General features: G+C 69.3%; 21 protein-coding genes and 1 pseudogene. 6 read left to right on the forward strand and 16 right to left on the reverse strand.

Features of this window, described 5'->3' with window-relative positions:
- The 4 genes from A4R44_RS10545 to A4R44_RS10560 all read right to left on the reverse strand — a co-directional run.
- Positions 1-954, reverse strand: a 954-nt coding sequence (locus tag A4R44_RS10545) for a PHP domain-containing protein (RefSeq protein WP_157904849.1), incomplete at its 3' end; no start/stop codon positions are given.
- A gap of 128 nt (positions 955-1,082) precedes the next feature.
- The gene (locus A4R44_RS50150) at positions 1,083-1,529 is read right to left on the reverse strand and encodes a PadR family transcriptional regulator (RefSeq protein WP_067578809.1); all 447 of its coding nucleotides are present in this window, start codon (positions 1,527-1,529) and stop codon (positions 1,083-1,085) included.
- Positions 1,530-2,398: 869 nt separating this feature from the next.
- Entirely contained in the window at positions 2,399-3,703 is a 1,305-nt protein-coding gene (locus A4R44_RS10555) for an MFS transporter (protein ID WP_304456046.1), read from the reverse strand.
- Between the two features lie 183 nt (positions 3,704-3,886).
- Positions 3,887-4,126: a hypothetical protein gene (locus tag A4R44_RS10560; RefSeq protein ID WP_202506186.1), complete on the reverse strand. Its 240-nt coding sequence runs from the start codon at positions 4,124-4,126 to the stop codon at positions 3,887-3,889.
- Positions 4,127-4,263: 137 nt separating this feature from the next.
- Here A4R44_RS10560 and A4R44_RS10565 point away from each other — a divergent pair, with 137 nt between their 5' ends.
- A complete protein-coding gene (locus A4R44_RS10565; RefSeq protein WP_067578811.1) occupies positions 4,264-4,740 on the forward strand; it encodes a TetR family transcriptional regulator in 477 nt (158 codons plus the stop codon).
- 3 nt (positions 4,741-4,743) lie between these two features.
- On the opposite strand, the gene A4R44_RS10570 is transcribed toward A4R44_RS10565, so the two are convergent.
- The 6 genes from A4R44_RS10570 to A4R44_RS10595 all read right to left on the reverse strand — a co-directional run bounded on the left by A4R44_RS10570 (position 4,744) and on the right by A4R44_RS10595 (position 10,337).
- Positions 4,744-5,250, reverse strand: a complete 507-nt coding sequence (locus tag A4R44_RS10570) for a flavodoxin domain-containing protein (protein ID WP_067580089.1) — start codon at positions 5,248-5,250, stop codon at positions 4,744-4,746.
- Positions 5,251-5,342: 92 nt separating this feature from the next.
- Positions 5,343-6,566, reverse strand: coding sequence for an MFS transporter (locus A4R44_RS10575; RefSeq protein ID WP_095213275.1), 1,224 nt, complete (start codon positions 6,564-6,566; stop codon positions 5,343-5,345).
- Between the two features lie 341 nt (positions 6,567-6,907).
- Entirely contained in the window at positions 6,908-7,195 is a 288-nt protein-coding gene (locus A4R44_RS10580; protein WP_067578813.1) for a hypothetical protein, read from the reverse strand.
- An 86-nt stretch (positions 7,196-7,281) separates the two neighbouring features.
- A complete protein-coding gene (locus A4R44_RS10585) occupies positions 7,282-8,073 on the reverse strand; it encodes a YqcI/YcgG family protein (protein ID WP_067578815.1) in 792 nt (263 codons plus the stop codon).
- 818 nt (positions 8,074-8,891) lie between these two features.
- A complete protein-coding gene (locus A4R44_RS47820; protein ID WP_143132654.1) occupies positions 8,892-9,176 on the reverse strand; it encodes a hypothetical protein in 285 nt (94 codons plus the stop codon).
- Positions 9,177-9,371: 195 nt separating this feature from the next.
- The gene (locus A4R44_RS10595; RefSeq protein WP_067578819.1) at positions 9,372-10,337 is read right to left on the reverse strand and encodes a nucleoside-diphosphate kinase; all 966 of its coding nucleotides are present in this window, start codon (positions 10,335-10,337) and stop codon (positions 9,372-9,374) included.
- 125 nt (positions 10,338-10,462) lie between these two features.
- Between A4R44_RS10595 and A4R44_RS10600 the strand changes: the two genes are divergently transcribed.
- Together A4R44_RS10600 and A4R44_RS10605 are read left to right on the forward strand one after the other, a co-directional pair.
- Positions 10,463-11,503 (forward strand): GTP-binding protein, encoded by a 1,041-nt coding sequence (locus A4R44_RS10600; protein WP_067578821.1) that lies wholly within the window; start codon positions 10,463-10,465, stop codon positions 11,501-11,503.
- A gap of 74 nt (positions 11,504-11,577) precedes the next feature.
- Positions 11,578-11,847 (forward strand): hypothetical protein, encoded by a 270-nt coding sequence (locus A4R44_RS10605; protein ID WP_067578823.1) that lies wholly within the window; start codon positions 11,578-11,580, stop codon positions 11,845-11,847.
- Between the two features lie 292 nt (positions 11,848-12,139).
- Here the strand turns inward: A4R44_RS10605 and A4R44_RS10610 are convergent.
- The 3 genes and pseudogenes from A4R44_RS10610 to A4R44_RS10620 form a co-directional block, all read right to left on the reverse strand.
- Positions 12,140-13,119 (reverse strand): annotated as a pseudogene (locus A4R44_RS10610) (DNA polymerase domain-containing protein).
- Positions 13,116-14,192 (reverse strand): ATP-dependent DNA ligase, encoded by a 1,077-nt coding sequence (locus A4R44_RS10615; RefSeq protein ID WP_198545243.1) that lies wholly within the window; start codon positions 14,190-14,192, stop codon positions 13,116-13,118. The pseudogene A4R44_RS10610 and the gene A4R44_RS10615 overlap by 4 nt, the downstream one beginning before the upstream one ends.
- 123 nt (positions 14,193-14,315) lie before the next feature.
- Complete coding sequence (locus A4R44_RS10620) at positions 14,316-15,470, reverse strand: DUF1015 family protein (protein WP_067578827.1); 1,155 nt, start codon at positions 15,468-15,470, stop codon at positions 14,316-14,318.
- An 86-nt stretch (positions 15,471-15,556) separates the two neighbouring features.
- Here A4R44_RS10620 and A4R44_RS10625 point away from each other — a divergent pair, with 86 nt between their 5' ends.
- On the forward strand, positions 15,557-17,083 hold the full coding sequence (locus A4R44_RS10625; protein WP_067580090.1) for an MDR family MFS transporter: 1,527 nt from the start codon (positions 15,557-15,559) through the stop codon (positions 17,081-17,083).
- Here A4R44_RS10625 and A4R44_RS10630 read toward each other — a convergent pair.
- Entirely contained in the window at positions 17,080-17,964 is an 885-nt protein-coding gene (locus A4R44_RS10630) for a TIGR03854 family LLM class F420-dependent oxidoreductase (protein ID WP_067578830.1), read from the reverse strand. The genes A4R44_RS10625 and A4R44_RS10630 overlap by 4 nt on opposite strands.
- A gap of 66 nt (positions 17,965-18,030) precedes the next feature.
- Positions 18,031-18,474: a MarR family winged helix-turn-helix transcriptional regulator gene (locus tag A4R44_RS10635; RefSeq protein WP_067578831.1), complete on the reverse strand. Its 444-nt coding sequence runs from the start codon at positions 18,472-18,474 to the stop codon at positions 18,031-18,033.
- A gap of 104 nt (positions 18,475-18,578) precedes the next feature.
- On the opposite strand from A4R44_RS10635, the gene A4R44_RS10640 reads away from it, so the two are divergent.
- Complete coding sequence (locus A4R44_RS10640; RefSeq protein ID WP_067578834.1) at positions 18,579-18,974, forward strand: DUF5313 domain-containing protein; 396 nt, start codon at positions 18,579-18,581, stop codon at positions 18,972-18,974.
- Positions 18,975-18,986: 12 nt separating this feature from the next.
- Entirely contained in the window at positions 18,987-19,916 is a 930-nt protein-coding gene (locus A4R44_RS10645) for an RluA family pseudouridine synthase (protein ID WP_067578836.1), read from the forward strand.
- On the opposite strand, the gene A4R44_RS10650 is transcribed toward A4R44_RS10645, so the two are convergent.
- On the reverse strand, positions 19,909-20,682 hold the full coding sequence (locus tag A4R44_RS10650) for a class I SAM-dependent methyltransferase (RefSeq protein WP_067578838.1): 774 nt from the start codon (positions 20,680-20,682) through the stop codon (positions 19,909-19,911). The two genes, A4R44_RS10645 and A4R44_RS10650, sit on opposite strands and share 8 nt — an antisense overlap.
- Positions 20,683-20,726: the final 44 nt, after the last annotated feature.

Genomic DNA, 20,726 nt, shown 5'->3' on the forward strand with positions numbered 1-20,726 from the left:
GGCATCGGTGTGGCCCGCGGGGACGTCGAAGACCGGCATCCGGTCCTTGTGCGTGTACACGTCCTCGTACGACTCGACCCGCTCCGCGACCAGCAGCGTGTTGTCCGCCGCCCCCGGAACCTCCTTGTCCCAGTACTCCCGCATCTCCCGCGCCGACTTCAGGAAATAACCGTCCCCGTCGAACTTGAACCGCGTCGGATCGTTCAACGTCTTCCCCGCCTGCACGCACAACAACGCCGAATGCGTGTCCGCCTGGTCCTTCGTCACGTAATGCGAATCATTCGTCGCCAACGGCGGCAGATCCAGCAGCTTCCCGATCTCCAGCAACCCCTCCCGCACCGACCGCTCGATCGGAAGCCCGTGATCCATCAACTCCAGAAAAAAATTCCCCGCCCCGAAAATATCCTTGTAATCCGACGCCGCCTGAACCGCCGCCTCCCGCTGCCCCAGCCGCAACCGCGTCTGCACCTCGCCCGACGGACACCCCGTCGTCGCGACGATCCCCGCCGCGTTCTCCGCGATCAGCTCCCGATCCATCCGCGGCTTGCGGTAATACCCCTGCATCGACGCCAGCGACGACAACCTGAACAGATTCCGCAACCCCGTCGCGTTCCCCGCCACCATCGTCATGTGCGTATACGCACCACCACCCGAAACGTCCCCGCCCTCACCGAACTCGTCCGACCCCCGCTGCGACGCCTGCCCCCAGAACACCGGCTTCTTGTGAAACCGCGACTCCGGCGCGACATACGCCTCGATCCCGATGATCGGCTTGATCCCGTGCTTCTTCGACGTCTGATAAAACTCGTCCCCGCCGTACATGTTCCCGTGATCAGTCATCCCCACCGCGGGCATCCCCAGCCGGGCCGCCTCCGCGAACAAAGGCCCGATCTTCGCCGCACCGTCCAACATCGAATACTCAGTATGGACGTGCAGGTGGACAAACGATGGCATGGCCGCATTGGACCCGCCGCACCGCGCCGCCGTCCAACAACCGACACGCGTGCTCGGACCACCTCCGGTTGTGCCCCGAGGTGACCGCCGGTTGGCGAGTCCACAATGGACTCGCCAACCGGCGGGTTTTATTCTTCGGAGTCGTCGTCCGCGAGCAACGCGTACAGCCGGCGGCGGGCTTCACGAAGGACCTTGCGCGCCTCCGCGCACTGCGCCTCGCTGCCGGTGTGCGCGACCTGCGCCGCGGCCCCGGCCAACTCGCCGATCTGCTGATACAGCGCCGCGAAGCGGTCCGCACCCGGCTCCTCGCCGCGAGCCGGAGACTCCCAAAGCGCGGCGAACTCCTCCGCGCGCCCCGCTACGTGCTCCCGCCCCGCTTCCGTGAGATGCGCGACGCGACGGCCGCCCTCCTCCGCGGTGCGGACCAGGCCTTCGTCCTCAAGCTGCTGCAGAATCGGGTAAATGGACCCCGGGCTGGGCCGCCACTCGTCATGCGTGCGACGGCGGATTTCCTGCATCAGCTGATAGCCGTGGCGGGGTTCCTCCGCCAGCAGGGCGAGAACCGCCGGACGCACCGGGCGAGCCGGGCCTCGCCCGCCGCGGGGCGGACCTCCGAAGAACCCTCCCGGGCCGCCGGGGAAGCCAGGGAAACCGGGAAATCCCGGCCGATGCGGCGGCCCGGGCGGTCCCGGCAGGCCGGGCGGGAAGCCGCCCCGGGCTTCGAGCACGGTGTCGTCCCAGGCCTCCTCGCCGCCGGGCCGGCCCAGGCGACCGGGGTGGCCCCGGTGCTCGCCCGGACGGCCGAAGTGCGTGTGGTGCTCCCCCGGTTCGCCCGGGTGACCGGGGTGTCCGTGAGTTTCCCCCGGCCCGCCACGCCAGCCCGGATGCCCGCCCGGCCAACCCGCGTCCCAGCCCGGGTGACCGGGGTGTCCCTGAGGTTCCCCCGGCCCGCCCTGATGCTCGCCCAGCCAGCCCACATGACCGGGGTGTCCCTGAGATTCCCCCGGCCAGCCCGCATGACCGGGGTGTCCCTGAGGTTCCCCCGGCCCGCCGTGATGCTCGCCCGGCCAGCCCACATGACCGGGCCAGCCGAAGGCAACTCCCGGCTCCCCGAACAGCCCGGCCTGCCCACACCTGGCACCGGGTTCACCGAACACCGCATGCTGGCCGAACCCGGCTCCCAGGCCGCCGAACCGCCCAGGCCAGCCACGCTCCCCGCCTGCCCCAGGCCACCCGGGCCCCTCCCCCGGCCCGCCCGGATGTCGCCCCCTCCCCTCGCCGGGCCCGTCGCCGTGCGCCTCCGGCCTGCCGAACGGCGCCCCGCAGTCCCCGTCGCCAGGGTGAATCGCTCCGGGGCGGCCGAATCCGAACGGCACTCCGTGTCCGCCGAAGCGTTCTGGGCCGCCGAAGCCCCGGAACAGGTGTCCCCCGCCTGCGGTCCTGGTCATGTCATCCTCCTCCGTCGAACAATCGCCGATATGCCCACGATATATCGGCGATTGTTCGACGGCAAGGCCGCCTGGACCCAGCGGGCAGAAAGCTCAGGACGTCCCGGCGGGCGCGGNGCGGTGGTCGCGCCTTCGCCGCCGAAGCGGATGGACTTCGCTTCCTTCCCGAGGGAGGTCAGCACGGCGACCGCGATGAGCACCGGGATCACCGTCCACAGCAGCGCGGCCGGGTACCCCTGCGACTGCGCGATGCTTTCCTGGATCGGCAGGTTCAGCGCGGCCAGCAGGTTGCCGAGCTGATAGGTGACGCCGGGGAAGAAACCGCGGATCGCGTCCGGGGACATCTCGGTCAGGTGCGCGGGGATGACGCCCCACGCGCCCTGCACCATGATCTGCATCAGGAACGAGCCGAGCGCGAGCATCCCGGCTCCGTGGTCGACGGCGAAGATCGGGACGATCGGCAGGCCGAGGACCGCGGCGCCGACGATCGTCATCCGGCGGCCGAAGCGTTCCGACAGCGAGCCGAAGACCAGCCCGCCGATGATCGCGCCGACGTTGTACAGCACGGCGATCCACGTGCTGGTCGCCGCGCTCAGGCCCGCGCCGCCGTGCTCGGTCGCCTTCAGGAACGTCGGGTACACGTCCTGGGTGCCGTGGCTCATCCAGTTGAACGCGGTCATCAGCAGCACGAGGTACCCGAACCGGCGCAGCACCTTCGGGTTGAACAGGACGTCCTTGACCGACGTCCGGGTGACGCGCATCTTCTCCTGCGCCGCCTCCCACACCTCGGATTCCTTGACCCGCGCCCGGATCAGCAGGCTGATCAGCGCCGGGAAGATGCTCAGCACGAAAATCCACCGCCACTCCAGGCCGAGTGCGGTGTGGAACAGCAGGTACGCCAGCGCGGCCAGCAGGTACCCGGCGGAGTAGCCGGCCTGCAGCAGCCCGGAGAAGAACCCTCGCCGCTCCACCGGGATCTTCTCCATCGCGAGCGCCGCGCCCAGGCCCCATTCACCGCCCATGCCGATGCCGTAGACGAACCGCAGGATCAGCAGCACGGTGAAGTTCGGCGCGACCGCGCACAGCACGCCCGCCGCCGAGTACAGCAGGACGTCGACCATCAGCGGGATGCGCCGCCCGGACCGGTCCGCCCACAACCCGAACAGCAGCGCGCCGACCGGGCGCATGACGAGCGTCGCGGTGGTGATGAACGCCAGCTGGGTGGCCGTGGCCCCGAACGACTTGTCCTTCGCGATGTCCGCGAGCACGAACACGACCAGGAAATAGTCGAACGCGTCCATGCTCCAGCCGAGCCACGCGGCGAGGAACGAGTTCCGCTGATCGGCGCTGAGTTTGCGTTTTTCCCTGCCCCCTGCTGCGTTTTCGGTCACCGGCTTGGTCTACACCCGGTGCGGCGGAGAGGCAAGAGTCGCATGTGGACTCCCCCGGCCCCTGACATACCCAGCGAAAAAGGATGAAACGGGCTACCCGGGCGCTTGCGCCGAACGGGTCAGCAGGTGCGCCTCGCGCATCCGGCCGTCCCCGGTGAACCGCCCGAAAAACGCGACCACGATCTCCCTTTCCTGGCTGGCGAACGTGCAGCGTGTACCGCGCGGCGATGCGGTCGCCCTCGGCCATCGCCTCGTGGACTTCGATCCGGCTTTCCGGCCGGTTTTCCGCACCGGAAGGCAATGCGCGATCAGCCGCTCGCGGTCGATCCGCACCCTGCCGCCGCGTCTTCGTCGGTGCGCACCAGATCGTCAGTGAACGAAGTGAACTCCCCGGGATCGCCGCGTTCGGCGGATAAACTCTGACACACTGTAAGGTATCCGTCCGAGCTAACCTTGACAATGTGTAAGAAATGGTGAAACTCCGCGCCGCGATACTCGACGCGGCGCTCCGCGTGCTGGAAGCGGATCCGGACGCGAGCGTCGAAGCCGTCGCCGCGGCGGCGGGCGTAACCCGGCAAACCGTGTACGCCCATTTCCCGTCCCGCGAACGGCTTCTGGCCGCGGTGCTCGACCGGCTCACCGAGGAAGCTGTCGACGCGGTCTTACGAGTGCTAGCCTCCGCTCGCCGGACGTCCTCGCGCTATCCGATGCTGCTGCGCCGGTTCGCCTCGCAGCACGAGCCAGTCGCCAAGAGATTGCGGCCGATCGTCGAACGCGGGCAGCGCGCCGGGGAGTTCGACCGTCGTCCGCCGGCGGATTGGCTGGTCACGGTGATCATTCAGCTCAGCCACGCCGCCGCGGGCGAGGTCGACGCGGGACGGCTTTCCACGGAGGAAGCCGAAAGAGAGCTTTCGGCCACGGTGGTGCGGGTGCTCGGCTCGGCCTGAGGCTCAGACCGGAACACGGGAGTGCACCCGGCGGCCGATGTCCCGCGCCCACGCCCGGATCCGCTCCCAGTCGCGAAAATCCCCGGCCCGGCTGCCGCGCGCCATCAGCCTTTCCAGCACGCCCTCCGCAAGCGCCGGATCAAGCCGCCCACCGAACGTTTCGGTGCGCCCCGCGTCGATCGCAGCGGCCAGCAACGTCACCCGTGCGGGCAAGCTCACCCTGGCTGAATTCGCGCCAGGACCACACGGTCCACTGTGGAACAACCACACCGGACGCGCCCGCAACGCCTCGGTGTTGCGCTCCAGCAACCGCACCGCTTCGGGCCGCCACCGCGAGTAGTAGAGCGCACTGCCGACCACCACCGCGGCATACGCCGTGACACTGCCGGCCTCGCCCGCATCACGCACGTCGACGGCAAACCCGGCCGCGCGCAACTCCTCGCCGACAACTTCGGCGATCTCGCGGGTGCCACCGTGCTTGCCCGCGTACGCGACGAGGACATTGATCATGACTTTATTGTCCACCCCCGAGACGAACCTCGCCCGGCCGAACGCCGCCGTCCGTGAAGGGCTCTTCGCGGCTTTCAGGCCGGACCGCACACTCAGGCTTCGGGTGCCACGAGAACGCGACCACTCACCCCATCGTCCGATGCCGAGAAGCCAACCCCCCCAAACACCGTCTGCACCAGCGCCAGCACGATCAGCACCCCCAGCGCGGGCTTCCAAGACGAAGCAGCGTCATGCACCGCCCCGATGACGATGGGCCCCAGCGCCGCCAGCGTATAACCCGCAGACTGAGCCATCCCGGACAACGCCCCAGCGTCAGAATAATCCTTGGTACGCAGCCCAAACAGCGACAACGCCAACGCCAACGTGCTCCCGCCAGCCAACCCGGCGAAGACAGCCCAAACCACCGCGATCCCCGGCGCGACCAGAAGCCCAGTCAACGCGACCGTCAACAGCGACGATCCCGTGATCGCAATCGGACGCTGATCAGGCAGCCGGTGGATCAACACGGAGCAGACCAAGCTGCCAACCAGACCGGAAAGATTGAAGAGCAACTGGTGAAACCCAGCCGTCACCAAGCTGATCCCCGCGGCGTGCTCGATCGAAGACAGCCAGGTCACCAGCACATAGAAGGCGAGCGACTGCAACCCCATGAACACGGTGACCTGCCAGGCCAGCCCGTTCGTCCACGGCCGCGCCGCACCGGACGTCCGCACGAGCGCCGGTGCGGCGGCGGAACGGCGCAGCTGCGGCAGAAAAACCCCGAGAGCGACGAGCGCGAGCCCCGCCCAGACGCCCAGCGAAAGCCGCCATCCGCCGGCCTGCTGCCCGGCCAGCGGGACCGCGACCCCAGCAGCAATCGCGGCGACACCGGACTGGACGGCGGTGTACGTGCCGGTAATCGGCCCGACGCGGGCCGGGAAATCACGTTTGACGAGCGCGGGGAGCAGGACGTTCAGGATCGCGATGGCGACCCCGAGCAGGGCCGTTCCAGTCCACAGCAACACCTGCGGCGGAGCCGAGCGCACCAGGATCCCGATCGCGAGCAGCAGCACCGCCGCGCCGAGCGCGCGTTCAAGGCCGAGCTTCGCGGCAACCTTGGGGGCGATCGGGGAGCACGCGGCGAACGCGATGAGCGGCACGCTGACCAAGACGGACGCGGCTACCGAGGAAAGCCCCTGGTCGGCTTGGACGAAGCTCAGAACGGGGCCGAGAGAGGTGATCGCGGCGCGCAGGTTCACAGCGATCAGCAGGACGCCGGCGAGGACGAGCGCCGGACGCAGCGAGGTCGCGCGCTCGGGGGCGGCGCAGGCGGTCATGCGGCCTCCGCCCCGGGGAGCGCTGGGACGGCACGGGCGGTCATGCGGCCTCCGCCCCGGGGAGCGCTGGGGCGGCCCGGCCTCCGCGCCGCACAGCACCGACGGGCCGCAGAACCGGGTCGTCGATCATCGGAACCTCTCCCCCGCCGCCGGAGCACTCCCTGCGCCCAGCGCTGGATACCACCGGCATCGGGCGGACTCGCCGGTACCGATCCTGCCCGGTCGGGCACCAGGTCGGCAACAGCCTTACCGGTGCCCGGATTCGCCGACCGCGCTCGACTCGCGGGGCAGTCCGGCCGCGCAGCGGCACCGCTGAACCAGCCGGGCCGTCCCGCGCTGGTTCAGCGCACCGGCGCGATCATGGCCACAATGGACTCAGCCACGTGCGCGTCAGTGCGTTCGTCACCGGACGCGGCGAACTCGGCCAGTTCAAGACCGGGATGTTCGACGGCCGCGATCGCTTCGAAGATCTCGCGGGGCAGCAGTCCGTCGAGGTGACCCGATTCCGTGGTATGCGGAGTGGGGAAATCGCCGTACGCGTCGATCCGCGGCACCACGCAGGCCGGGTACGCCCGGAATCCGGCGGGCAGCGTCGCGAGAATTGCCGAACAGGTGCTGGCCGCGAGCACGGTGCGTCGTCCACCGGACCGGCGGGCACCGTGCCGCTGCCGCGCTCCCGGTCATTCCCGCGCCGCGGTCGTCGATATGGCTCCGGTCAGGCAGGGGCCGCCGCCTCGTCCGGCTGCGCGGTTTCGTTTTCCCGGAAGGAAAACGGGCAGGTATCGGTCCGGTCGACGTCCTCCTCGGGCAGGCCGTACTGCCACCATTCCAGCCCGGCGACGCCGTAGGAGCCGAGCTGGCGGGCGCGCGGGGCGCCGTCGTAGCGATCGATCCTCGCCCGGATGTTGCCGCGGACGTTGCGGCCGCTCGGGGTGTCGCCCGCGACGACGTCGAACCGCTCCCGCGGGTTGATCACGAGCACGAAGTGCTCGCCGAGGTTGCGGCTGCGCCGGACCTCGTGCGCGGGGCTGCTCATGTTGACGAACAACGGCATCCCGTTGAAGCACATAGACCACGAGCTTTCGCCGGGGTCGGTGCCGACGTTCTCCGGCCACGGGGCCGGGTCGACGCGGTGCAGTTGCTGGATCGCCTCCCAGCCGAACGCCTGGTACCCGGCGACCGACCCGGCGGACACCGCCGCGGGCGAAAACACGATCAGCAACGGGTACGCGGTGTCGAGATGACCGTTCCAATTCAGGGAAAGCTCGACGTAATCGGCGAGTTCGCCGCCGAGTCTCGCGATGGCGTCCGGTCCGGCGTCCTCCGCGAAAGCGAACAGCAGCAGCCTCTTCCGGAACGCGTTTCTGGAGAAGACGCACGGGAAACCGCGGTCGGTGAGCCGGGACTCGACGTCGCGGAAAGCGCGGGCGCGCCAGCCGTTTCCGAATGTTTCGGCCTCCTGCTGGGTGGCCAGGGTGGTGCTGCGGGATTCGAGCAATCGATGCATTCCGGCCCTCCGGGAACATTCTTCCTCGGGATACGCGTGCCCCGCTCCGCCGTCCGGCCGGGCCGCGGTCGCGCGGCGGTGATCGAGCCGCGATTCGGGGCCGCGGGCAGTTATTCCCCCATCGGACCAGCGCTGCCCCTCAGAACTCTATGGACCCAGGCCACCCCGCGCAGCGACCATCCGAGTGAACAATATTCGGCGAAGAATGCGCCGAAACAAGCCTCGGAACCGACCAATTCGCCTGCGACGTCCGGCGCAACCCGCGGCGGAGACAGCACGAGGTCACCCGCGTCAACTGGCCCGGACCACTGAAACCCCTTGACAGAAGGGCGAATCTTTTTCGTCCACAGTAGACTTTCACTGCGCGGACATTCAGGAAAGGAATCAACCGGTTCGCCCGGATGCCCCGACGACCGTACGCCGATCCGCCGATCCGCCGATCCGAACCCGGAATCCCACCCGCACGGCGGTGCGTTTTCGAAGACGTCCGACATTTCTTGGCGAACTGCTCATCGGTGCTTCATACGACCGGGGCCTCCGCGATCCGGCATCGGCCAAGGGCAGCGAAGATCGACGACAGGCGCTGGGCCGCGCTCACGCGTACGCCCGCGAAGCGCATCGCCTCCCGGCGCGAAACCTGCTTCTGGGAAGGTGCCCGCGACACCGCCCGGCTCCCCGGGAGCCCCTGCGGCGGTACCAGCTGACTTCGGCCACCGTGGACCGGCTTGGTCTACTGCGGCCCCGCCCTGCTGCTGCTCCTGCGGGACGAGCAGCCAGGGCAGATGCCCGCGACGATGCGGCTGGCCACGCTGAAAGGCTCAGCTGATCCGCTGAAGCAGAAGCCCGCCACGCTGCGCGCCCTGCTGCACCAGCACAGCCGCAACTTCAGCTACATCCACGTCGCCGACGAGCCCGCCGGCTTGATCCGGGTACTCGGCCTGCTGCAGCGGCGGGAAGCTCTGAACGGATTGGCCTCCGGCACCCCGACCGGCCTCCCGTTGCTCGAAGAAGCACTCACGGCCGAAACCACCGTCACCCCGCTGAGCTTCGACGCAGACGCGGCCGTCGACGTTGTGGCAGACGCGCTCAAGCGGGCGGAGCACGGCAGCCAGGCGCTCCAGTTGCCGGAACGTCCGCGGTTCGGGGAATCCGTGCCCTGGATCGAGGTCGCCGAAAGCGGAGCCGAGGTCGATCGCTGGGACCGGCCGGATCGAACGCGACGAAGCGAAGCTGATCTCCGCCCCGGACCCGATGCACTGGGCCAAACCCGGGGCCCGCCGCCCGTCGCAGGCAGCGCGCTACCGCGCCTGCGCGGTCCACGCCTCCGCCGAAACGGCAGGCAGCAGCGCATGCGGCACCGGACGCTCGTTGTGCACCACGAACGACGCGGTCACGATCACGTCCCAGCGGTCTGCCTTCTCGAAGGGCACCAGCTCGGACAGCTCGTCCCAGCTGATCCGGTCCCCGCCCTCGACCACGTCCCGCAGCCGGGAAACCGCGGCCTCGCCCGCTGCCGGAGCCAGCCGGGCCAGCGTCGCGTCGATGTCCAGGTCGTGTGCCGGGCAGTCCGCTTCGATGGCGGCGATCTCGGCTCGCGCCTGCGCCCTGCGGTCCTCGGCGAGATGCGCCCGCAGCCCCTCGAGAAACCGGAGCCGCTCCGGACGGTCGAGGAAAATGGTCAGCTCGCGCACAATGTCCGCCGGTTCGTCGCCGACGTGCACGAAGTTCAGGATCCGGTTGGGCGGGTTCAGCTTCGTGCGCAACTGGTGCGGACGGCGCTGGGCCGGATCGCCGACGCCTTTCAGCTCGCACAGCCGGACTGTCGCGGGCAATCCCGCGACCGGGCGGACGTCGCGCGCCAGGAACAGCAGCACATCGTTGGCGAGATACCAGAAAGTGCACAACTGCAGCCGGTCGACGGTGTAGATGTGCCAGTCGTAGCGCCACACCTCGCGTATCGAATGCCGGGTGTAGCCGAATCGCGTGGCGGCGACGGGCACGAAACCGTTGTCCGCCAGGTAATCCATGATCGGGCCGAGCCTGCGCCCGACCACCGCGTCCGGTTTGACCACCAGCATCGCCAGCCCGCCGAGCACTCTCGTCGCGGCACCGCCGAACACCGAAAGGACGTCCGCCCAACCCTCGCGGAAGTACAGGTCGTAGCCGAAGACCTCCCGCTTCTCCGGCACGACCGACAACTGCCGCCATTGTCCGGCCGTCGGCATCCCGTCGACCCGGTCCTCCCTGCCCGGCGTCCAGATCATCCGCTCATCCTGCCATGACGGCACCCTGCGCCGGCTCCGTTTCGCCGAGGACGGCGCTGGGCTGCCACGGTCCTGACGTCCGCTGCGGGTATCGTCGGCTGCCCGGACGACAGGAGGGTTGACGCGTGGCCAGGCAGCGGGTTCCGGTAGTGCTCGTCGCAGGTTTTCTCGGTGCGGGGAAGACCACGATGCTCAACCATCTGCTGGCCAACCGCCAGGGCGTCCGGGTCGGCGTGGTGGTGAACGATTTCGGCCAGGTGAACATCGACGCGCTCGCGGTCGCCGGGCAGGTCGACACGATGGTTTCGCTGGGCAACGGCTGCCTGTGCTGTGCGGTCGACGCCAGCGGGCTGGACGCGATGCTGGGCAAGCTGTCGCGGCCCGAGGCCGGGATCGACGTGATCGTGGTGGAGGCGAGCGGGATCGCCGAGCCCCGCGACCTGCTGCGGCTGATGATCGCCAGCGAGAACCCGGATATCCGGTACGGCGGGCTGGTCGAGGTGGTCGACGCTGTCGAGTTCGAGGCGACGCGGGTGCGGCATCCGGAGCTGACCGAGCATCTGCGGGTTGCCGACCTGGTGGTCCTCAACAAGGTCGACCGAGCCGAGGCGGACGCGCTGGCCAAGGTTCGTGCTGTCGTCGAGGAGCACGCGCCCGGGGCGCCGGTGCTGGAGACCGAGCGGGGGCGGGTTGATCCGGGATTGTTTTTCGATCCCCGGCCTCGGGAAAGCTATGGGCAGCTGTCTTTTGACGATCTGCGGGAACATGATCATTCCGAGCATTTGCACGAGCGGTATGAGAGCGTCGCCTTCACGGCCGAGCGGCCGCTTTCGCCTCGGCGGTTTCTCGCGTTTCTGGAGAGCCGGCCCGCTGGGCTGTACCGGGTCAAAGGGCAGGTGGATCTGGGGTCTCCGGAGTCGCGGTCCCGGTTCGGGTTGCACACTGTCGGGGCGTTTATGCAGGTAGAGAGGTCGGCTTGGCCGTCTGGGCCGCGGCGGACCGAGCTGGTGCTGATCGGCGCCGGGATTGATTCCGCGGCCGTTGAACGGGAGCTTGCCGCTTGCGTGGCCGAGGAGGACGGACCTGACGAGCGGGGGCTTTTGCGGTTTCTCCGGTATTTGGATGAACCCGGCGAGGGCGGGGCGCGCCACGCCGAAGATGCGTAAACGCGCGGGTTGGCGGTGCCGGGGTCGCAGTATGTCTTCGTAGCTCGGACCAGCCTCTTTGGAGGACTAGTTCCATGGCGGAGACAATTGCGGCTCGGTGGTACCTCGTGGGTGCGTTGCCGGAGGACGATCCTGTCGCGCATGTGATGACTCGGGCGGACGACCTGCGGTACCGGCGGTCGGCTTGCGGGGAGCGGGAATCGCGGACGTGGACGCCGATCGATCTGACCGCGCCGGGGACTGGGCATGTCACGCCTTGCCCCGGGTGCGCGGGCACTTTGGCCGGAGTGCCGGTGGGGGTTGGCGGGCAGGAGCAGTTGGCGTTTGATCTGCCGTTGGGGTGAGTCGGCTCGTCGCCGGGGGGGCGACATCGCTTGGGGTCGCTGGCGTGGGGCACCCCGAAGCCCGAGTGTGCTGACGGGAGGCTTCGTATCGGGGTGCAGGGGAGGGGCTGGGTGCCTCGATGGTGGGTGCAGCGACTGCGGGGAGGGGCTGGGTGCCTCGATCGCCGGGTGCAGCGGCGGCGGTTTGTGGGTGGGGCTGTGAAGGCTCATTGAGGGGATNNCCGGTGGAGGGTCGTGAGGGAATCAGAGTCAATGAGGGTGGCCCTCACGTACTTTCTGCTGGCTCGCGGAGTCACGCCTTCTTCGCCCGGCTCGGCGCGACCCGAGGCGGCTCGTTCGGCATCTTCGGGTACACCGGCGGCCACGGCGCGTCCATCAGCCCGCCGGCCAGGTCCTCTCGCGACATCTCCAGCAGCGCCTCGATCGACTGCGGCCGGTCGTTCGCGCCGGCCCACGGATCTCCCCGTTCCGCGACCAGCGCCGGTACCGTCGACAGCGTCAAGGCGTCCGGCTCCACCGTCGCCAGTTCGTCCCAGGCGATCGGCGTAGAAACCTGTCCGCCGACCCTCGGCCGCACACACCAAGCTCCGAAGACCGTTTTATGCGGTGCGTTCTGGTTGAAGTCCACGAAAACTCGTGAGCCTCGTTCTTCCTTCCACCATTGCGCAGTGATCAAGTCCGGATGCCGTCGTTCCAAAGCTCTTGCCAGNCGTAGCCGTCCCAGCGCGGTTCCAGCATCGAATACAGGTGCAGGCCGCGCGAACCGGAGGTCTTCACATAGACCTCGATTCCCAGCTCGGCGAGGAATTCTCGCACCAGCACGGCTGCCTCGCGCAGGTGCGGGAAGCCGATTCCGGGCGACGGGTCCAGGTCGATGCGCAGTTCGTCCGCGATATCCAGCGCCGCCGCGCGGTTTGGCCATACGTGGAAGCCCAGGCAGCCCTGGTTGACCGCCCACAGGACGTGCGCCAGGTCTGCTGCCACCAGTGCGTCGCTGGTGGTGCCGTTGGGGGTGGAGACGACGGCGGTGGTCAGCCAGGAAGGTGCGTTCTTGGGCGTGCGTTTTTGAAACCACGATTTTCCGCCCGCACCGTCGGGATAGCGTTCGAGCAGCAAGGGGCGGCCGCCAAGCCGGTCCAGCAAAGGGCCTGCGACAGCTCGGTAATAACGGACGAGATCGAGCTTGGTTTCGCCTCGTTCCGGGAAATAGACCTTGTCCGGGCTGGAAATGGTCAGTTCTACGCCGTCCAGTTCCAGCGAAACGCCGCTCATCGGGCCTCCCCGAACAGATCCGCCAGTTCGGCAGGCGGGGCCTCGTCCAGTTGTGCGTAGGTGCACGATTCCGGGGTCCGGTCCGGGCGGAAGCGCACCAACCGGCCGCCGTGGCGGAAGCGGCCGCCTTGGAGGTGTTCGTAGCGCACTTCGGCGACCTGTTCCGGGCGCAGCGGTTCCCACGACAGGTCCTTGTCCGGAGCCCACCGGCTGGTGGCGCCCGGCCGGCGCACCTCGTCGGCCTGCCATTCCGCCCAGCTGCGCCACGGATGCCCGTCGAGCGCGTTCTCCCGCCACGGGGCCAGCTCCTCGACCAGTTCCCGCCGCCGCGCCGCGGTGAAGCTGCTCGCCACGCCGACGTGGTGCAGCGAACCCTCGTCGTCGTACAGCCCGAGCAGCAACGACCCGACGCCCTTGCCGTCCTTGTGCCACCGGAAACCCGCGACGACACAGTCCGCGGTGCGCTCGTGCTTCACCTTCAGCATCACACGTTTGTCCTGCTCATACGGCAGATCGGCGGGCTTCGCCATGACCCCGTCGAAGCCCGCGCCCTCGAACCGGGTGAACCAGTCCTGCGCGGTGTCCGGATCCGTCGTGAGCGGGGTCAGGTGCACCCGCCGCAAGCCGGCCGAGGGAGCGAAAATCCCCTCCAGCGCCCGCCGCCGCTCGGCGAACGGCTCCTCGGTCAGGTCCCGCTCGCCGAGCGCGAGCAGGTCGAACGCGACGAAGCTGGCCGGGGTCTCCTCCGCGAGCTTCCGGACCCGGCTGGCTGCCGGATGCAGCCGCAGCTGCAACGCCCCGAAGTCCAGCCCGCGCGGCGTGACCAGCACGATTTCGCCGTCGACGACGCATTTGCCCGGCAACGCGTCGCGCAGCAGCTCGACCAGCTCCGGGAAGTACCGGGTGAGCGGCCGGTCGTTGCGCGAGCCGAGTTCGATCTCGTCGCCGTCGCGGAACACGACGCACCGGAAGCCGTCCCACTTCGGCTCGTACCAGAACCCGCCGTCGCGCGGCACCTCGTGCACGGCTTTGGCGAGCATCGGCCGCACCGGCGGCATCAGCGGTAGTTCCACCTGCGCGATCCTAAGCGGAACAGACGCTGACCTGCACCTTTTTGCTAGTCCGACCAAAGTAGGCCGACCCCGCCCGGCACGTAACCGTTGCTGCGAAGCCATTGGGCCGTGGCTGTGGTCGGATTAGTAACGATCGGCACAGTACCAACGCGCCAGCACAAGCCCGCCTCGCGGCTTGGGCGTGAAGTACGTAGCCTTCCGCGGCATCCGCCGTCCCGCCGCGTGCACCGCCTGCACCGTCTCGAACGGCACCGGGGCCAGCTGCACCACCGCGTCCGCGTCCGGCGGGACCGGGCTGCCTGGCAGCAGCGGACGCACGTGCGGGCCGTCCGGGTCGAGGCCGAGCGCCGAGCCGAGGAGCGTCTGTTCCACCACCTCGTGGTCGATCACCAGCGGATCCCCGGCGGGCAGCCGCACCGACAGCACCCGTGAACCAGCCAGCACCACTGCCGTGCCGGGGCAGGAAGGCGGGGTCGAGTCGTCCGACCAGGCCACGTCCAGCCCTGCCGCCTGCCAAGCCGCGAACAGGCTCTCGGCAGAGTGCCCGGTCCCGAGGAGCACGCGGTTGATCGCCCGGATCTCCAGCTGCGAACCCGCCGTGATCAACGCCAGCAGCTGACCGCTCCCGGCCGCAGCCGCGACACGGTGATTCCCGTCCGCCACCAGCAGATCGCTCGCCGACGCGGCCTCCAGCAGCCGTTCCTGCAGTTCGCCCGGCCGCACCACCCACAGCTCGTGCGACAGTCCCGCCCGGTCCACAGTGGACACATCTGGATCCGCCGCGCCCACTGCCTCCTTGACCGCCGCGGTCAGCTCCGCGCCGTCGCCGACCGGCACGAGCAGCGCGGCGCTCGTCGCACAGCCGAGACCGTCCAGCACGGCCGCGCGCTCGGCGACCACCTCCGGATAGACCTCCTCGGTGTGCTTCACGTGCGCCCCGGCCGACGTCAGCTCCCGGACGTCGACCAGGCACAGCACGCCCGCGATCGTCTCGCCGATCCGGTAAGCCGCGACGAACCCGGTTTCCGGCCGGTAATGCCCGGTCAGCAGCCGTTCGAGCGTCGCCCGCGCCTCCGGCAACGCGGCCTCGACATCCAGCCCGGCTGCCAGCGCGGCGGGCGTCCGCGCCGGATGCTGCGCGGCCAGCAGCGTGTCCCCTTCCGCCGCCGCGAGCGCTTTCGTCACCGCTTCCGGTTCGGCGAACTCGTCGACATCCGGTCCCGGCACCGCGCCCTCAACGACCCAGCCCCGGCCGATCGGCCGCACCCATCTGTCCATCCCCCCATGATGGCGGTCGGACGGGCCCCGGGCACCGATCGATCGGCTGGGGAATGCTTGCCGCGGCGAAGGAGTTCATTCCCGGCATGGGTAGCACGAGCAGTCCGCCCGCGGCGAAACGCGCCGCCGTGGGCCTTCGTTCCGAGCGGGGTCCCGTCCTCGCCGCCGTCATGCTGAGCACCGGCCTCGTGGCCCTCGACAGCACCATCATCGCCACCGCGGTGCCCTCCGTGGTCCGCGACCTCGGCGGGTTTTCCCAGTTCCCGTGGCTGTTCTCGATCTACCTGCTCACCCAGGCGGTCACCGTGCCGCTGTACGGCAAGTTCGCCGACGTCCTCGGCCGCCGCCCGGTGATGTTCTTCGGCATCGCCGCGTTCCTGGTCGGCTCGGTGCTGTGCGGGTTCGCGTGGAGCATGCCGGTGCTGATCGCGGCGCGCGCGGTGCAGGGCATCGGCGCGGGCGCGGTCCAGCCGATCAGCATGACGATGGTCGGCGACCTGTACACGGTCGAGGAACGCGCCCGGGTGCAGGGCTACCTCGCCGGCGTGTGGGCGGTCGCCTCGGTGATCGGGCCGACGCTCGGCGGCGTGTTCGCCGAATACCTCAGCTGGCGGTGGATCTTCTTCGTCAACCTGCCGCTCGGCGCGCTCGCCGCGTGGATGCTCTACCGCAAGTTCACCGAGCAGGTGAACCGCACGCGGCACAAGGTCGACTACGCCGGCGCGACCCTGCTGACGCTCGGCTGCGCGCTGCTGATCCTGGCCCTGCTGGAAGGCGGGGTCGCGTGGAGCTGGACGTCGGCGCCGAGCCTGGCGATCTTCGCCGTCGCGGTCCTGATGCTGGTCACGTTCGTGCTGGTCGAGCGACGCGCGGAGGAACCCGTGCTGCCCCTGTGGGTGTTCACCCGCCGCACGCTGATCGGCGGAAACCTGGTCGCGCTCGTCACCGGCGCGGTGCTGCTGGGCTTCAGCTCGTTCCTGCCCACGTACTCCGAAGGCGTGCTCGGCACGGACGCGCTCACCGCGGGTTTCGCGCTGGCCGCGCTGACGATCGGCTGGCCGATCGCGGCGTCGCTGTCCGGAAGGATCTACCTGCGGATCGGATTCCGCGACACCGCGCTGATCGGCAGCGGATTCCTGCTCGCCGGGGCGGTCATGGCCACGTTCCTCGGCTTGGACTCGGTGGTCTGGACGGCCGCGGCGGCCGTATTCGTGGTGGGGGTCGGCCTCGGGCTTTCCTCCAGCCCGACGGTCGTGGCCGTGCAGTCCACCGTCGGCTGGGAGCGTCGCGGCGTCGTGACCGCGACCAACATGTTCAGCCGCTCGCTGGGCAGCGCGGTCGGCACGGCCGTCTTCGGCGCGATCGCGAACGCGACCCTCGCGGGCCGGTTCGCGCACCCGCCCGCGGAGGTCGCCGGGCATCTTCCGCAGAGCGTCGACGCCACCAGCCGCATCCTCAGCGGCGCGCACGACAACTCACCGGCGACGGTGTACGTGCGCGAATCGCTCGCCGGGGCCACGCACAACGTGTTCCTCGCGATCGTCGCCGTGTCGGTGGTGAGTGTCGTCGCGCTGCTGCTCATGCCCCGCAAGACCGAGCAGCTGACGTTCTAGTTCTGCAGCGGCCCGAGTTCGCGCACGAAATCGTCGAGGAACTGCCGGTAGTCGCCGGAGTAGCCAGGCCGGACCACGAATTTCGTGAGGCCGGCCTCGACGTGCCGCTCGATCATCCGGCGTGCTTCGGCCCAGCTGGTGGGCACGAGATCGGTCGCCGGACGGCCCGGATTGCGCTGCTGCGCCACCGCCCGCAGCCGTTCCGGGATCCCGTGCGGCGCGAGGACCATGCTCAACCCGAAGTGGTCCGATTCGATCTCCCGGCCGGCCTCGGCGGCGGCTTCCTGGATCGCCAGCCGCGCCGCACGGGACTGATCCGGCGTGTGGAAGCTGCCGAGCCATCCGTCGGACAACCGGCCCGCGCGCCGCAAGGCGGCAGGCGCGGCCCCGCCGACCCAGACGTCGAGCCGTTTCGCCGGACGCGGCCCGATCGTCACGCCGTCGACCTGGAAGAACTCGCCGTCGAAGGACACGTCGTCCTGGTCGAGCAGCAGGCGCAGCAGCGCGAGCGACTCGTCGAAGACCGCCGCGCGCCGGCCGTCCGGCACCGGGAACAGGGCGCGTTCCGCGGGCTGCGCGGGCAGCAGGCCGAACACCGGGAGCACGCGTTTCGGAGCCAGTCCGGCCAGCGTGACCAGCTGTTTCGCGACCAGTACCGGATTCCGTCCGGGCAGGATCGCCACACCGGTGCCCAGTTTGAGCCGTTCGGTGCGGGCCAGCGCGTGCGTCATCCCGATCAACGGGTCGACATCCGGCGAATAAACCACTTCCGACAGCCACAGCGAGTCGACGCCCGCCGCCTCGCTCAGCTCGGCCAAACCGGTGAATTCCGCCGGCCCGGTCCCGAGTCCCGGCGCCACCCCCACCCGGATCTTGTCCACGCTCGCTCCGCTCTCCTCGGCACGTTCCCCTCGGCAGAACCGGATCCCGGCGCGAGTTCTTCCTTCTCAGGCGGTCGCTTCGATGACCCGGCCCAGCGCGGCGTGCAGCGCCTCCAGTTCGGAAACCTCCATGCCGAGCCGCTCGACGACGCGATACGGGATTTTCTCCGCCTCGGCGCGCAACTCCCGTCCCTTCTCCGTGAGCTCGACAGTCAGCTGGCGCTCGTCGGTCCGGCTGCGGCCCCGGGTCACGTACCCGACCGCCTCCAGCCGTTTGAGCAGCGGAGACAGCGTCGCGGGCTCGTGCCGCAACGCCGTGCTGAGGTCCTTCACCGACCGCGGCGACTGCTCCCACAGCGCCAGCATCACCAGGTACTGCGGATGGGTCAGCCCGTGCGGCTCCAGCAGCGGCCGGTAAATCGCGATCACGCTGCGCGAGGCGACCGACAGCGCGAAGCACACCTGCCGGTCGAGCTTCAGCGGGTCCTCGCCAAGGTCGATCTCGGCCACTCGTCCTCCTCGTGCTCGGGCCCACTCTAGCGCGGGCTGCACCACACTATTAGTTAGGGTACTAATCATTAGGGTACTGTGGTCGCAGACCCCGAGGAGGAACGATGACCGACCGGCCCGGCGTTCTCCGCTGGTTCGCCTACGCCGTGAGCGGACGGCTTCCCGAGCGCTACCGCGACTGGCTGCTGCACGACGCGACGTCCAAGCACTGGAAGGCCCGGCACGTCCTGCGCGCGACGGTGGGGATCGCCCCGCTGTGCCTGATCTGGCTGCTGCTGCCGGCCCCGCTCGGGCTGCGGCTGGCGATCGTGCTGATGGCCGCGCTGGTGTCGTACTTCTACTCGTGCGCGTACATGGAGGAAAGCATCGACCACCGGTTGTCCCGCAACGGTTTCCCGCCCGGAACCGGCAAGCGGGTCCGGCGCGAGAAAGCCGCCGAGGCAGGAGCCGAGGCGACCGCCCGCTACATCGCGGCCTACCGGCAGAACTCCGCCGACTAGACTCGGGAGCCGATGAGACGCAAGCGCCCGGCCCCGATCCCGCCCCGGCACGGCCTGGACCCCGCGCGGCTGCGGCTGCCCGAGGAGGGTCCGTGGACGACGCTGCTGGAGCACCTGGTCGAGCGCCTGCCCCGGGTCGCCCCCGCGCGGATCGAGGAAATGCTGCACGAGCAGCGGATCCACGGCGAGGACGGTCCGCTGGGGATCGACGCGGCATACGTCCCCGGTTCGTTCATCTGGTTCCACCGCGATGTGCCGGACGAGGTCCCGGTGCCGTTCGACGTCACCGTCCTGCACCGCGACGAGCACCTGCTCGTGGCCGACAAACCGCACTTCCTGGCGACCATCCCGCGCGGTCGGCACGTCCTGGAAACCGCGTTGGTGCGCCTCCGCCGTTCGCTGGACCTGCCCGCCCTCTCCCCCGCCCACCGGCTCGACCGCGTGACGGCGGGGCTGGTGATGTTCGTGATCACGCCGTCCGCGCGCGGGGCGTACCAGACGATGTTCCGCGACCGGTTGGTGCACAAGGAATACGAGGCGATCGCGCCGTACGACGCCGGCCTTGAGCTGCCCCGGACCGTGCACAGCAGGATCATGAAGGAACGCGGCGTGCTGGCCGCGCAGGAGGTTCCCGGGCCGCCGAACGCGGAGTCCACAGTGGAGCTTCTCGAACACCGGGACGGGCTGGGCCGCTATCGCCTCACGCCCGCCACCGGACGCACGCACCAGCTGCGGGTCCACATGTGTTCTTTAGGGATCCCCATCCTGGGCGACGATTTCTATCCGGAGCTGCACGAGAAACCGCTCGACGACTTCACGAAACCGTTGCAGCTGCTGGCGGAAGTGCTGGAATTCGACGATCCGCTGACTGGTGAGCATCGCCGGTTCACCAGCCGCCGGACGCTCGCGGCGTGGGATTCGCTCGAAGAATGGGCTAGGTGAGGGCCACCGCGAGGAAATGCGCGCTGGCGTTGATCAAGAGCGGATCTTGCTCGACCAGGCGGGCGCAGCGAAGGGCCGCGTCCACGCGCGCGTCGAATTCCTCGATCCCGGCCACGTCCAGGGCGGGCCAGGCCGGGCCCTCCACTCCGTACTCGGAAATCCCGGACAGGCCAGCGGTTTCCAGCTCGTCACGCAGTTCGTCCGCGGTGTGGAAATGCGCGGGTACGAAGCCGACGTGGCCGTCATAGCCGCCCGTATCGATCACGGCTCTTACCGCCGGGCTCACCTGTTCGGTGAGCTGGCCATTGGTTCCGCTCTCCAGGGCCGAGAGGTAACGACTGATCGCCGCCGCGAACAAAATGCCACCCGGACGAAGTACGCGCCGGGCTTCGGCAAGCGCCCGCTGGCGGTCACCGGATTCAGTCAAGTGATAGAGCGGCCCCATTAACAGCACGACATCCGCACTGTTGTCCGGCCAAGTCAAAGCTCGGGCGTCGCCGATTTCCGCTGTGCCGCCTTCGACCCCAGCTGCCTCGGCGACGTGCGTTGCCACGGGATCGACCACGTGCACGGAATGTCCGTCCGCAGCCAGCCATCGGGCGTGCACCCCGGTGGCCCCGCCGACGTCGAGCACTCGCTGCCCGGTCGCCGGTATCGCCCTGCGCACGAGTTCTTGCGTGCGCAGGAATTCCAGCCTGCCGTGCGGCGATCTGACCAGCCGCGTGTTCTCAGTGGTCTCGGTGTCGTAGTGCCCAACCAAAGTCATGACCGCGACAGTGGCCGAGTTCCCCTGCCGCGGCAACGGAATTA

This window comes from Amycolatopsis sp. M39, from assembly GCF_001651785.1.
GTDB lineage: Bacteria > Actinomycetota > Actinomycetes > Mycobacteriales > Pseudonocardiaceae > Amycolatopsis > Amycolatopsis rubida.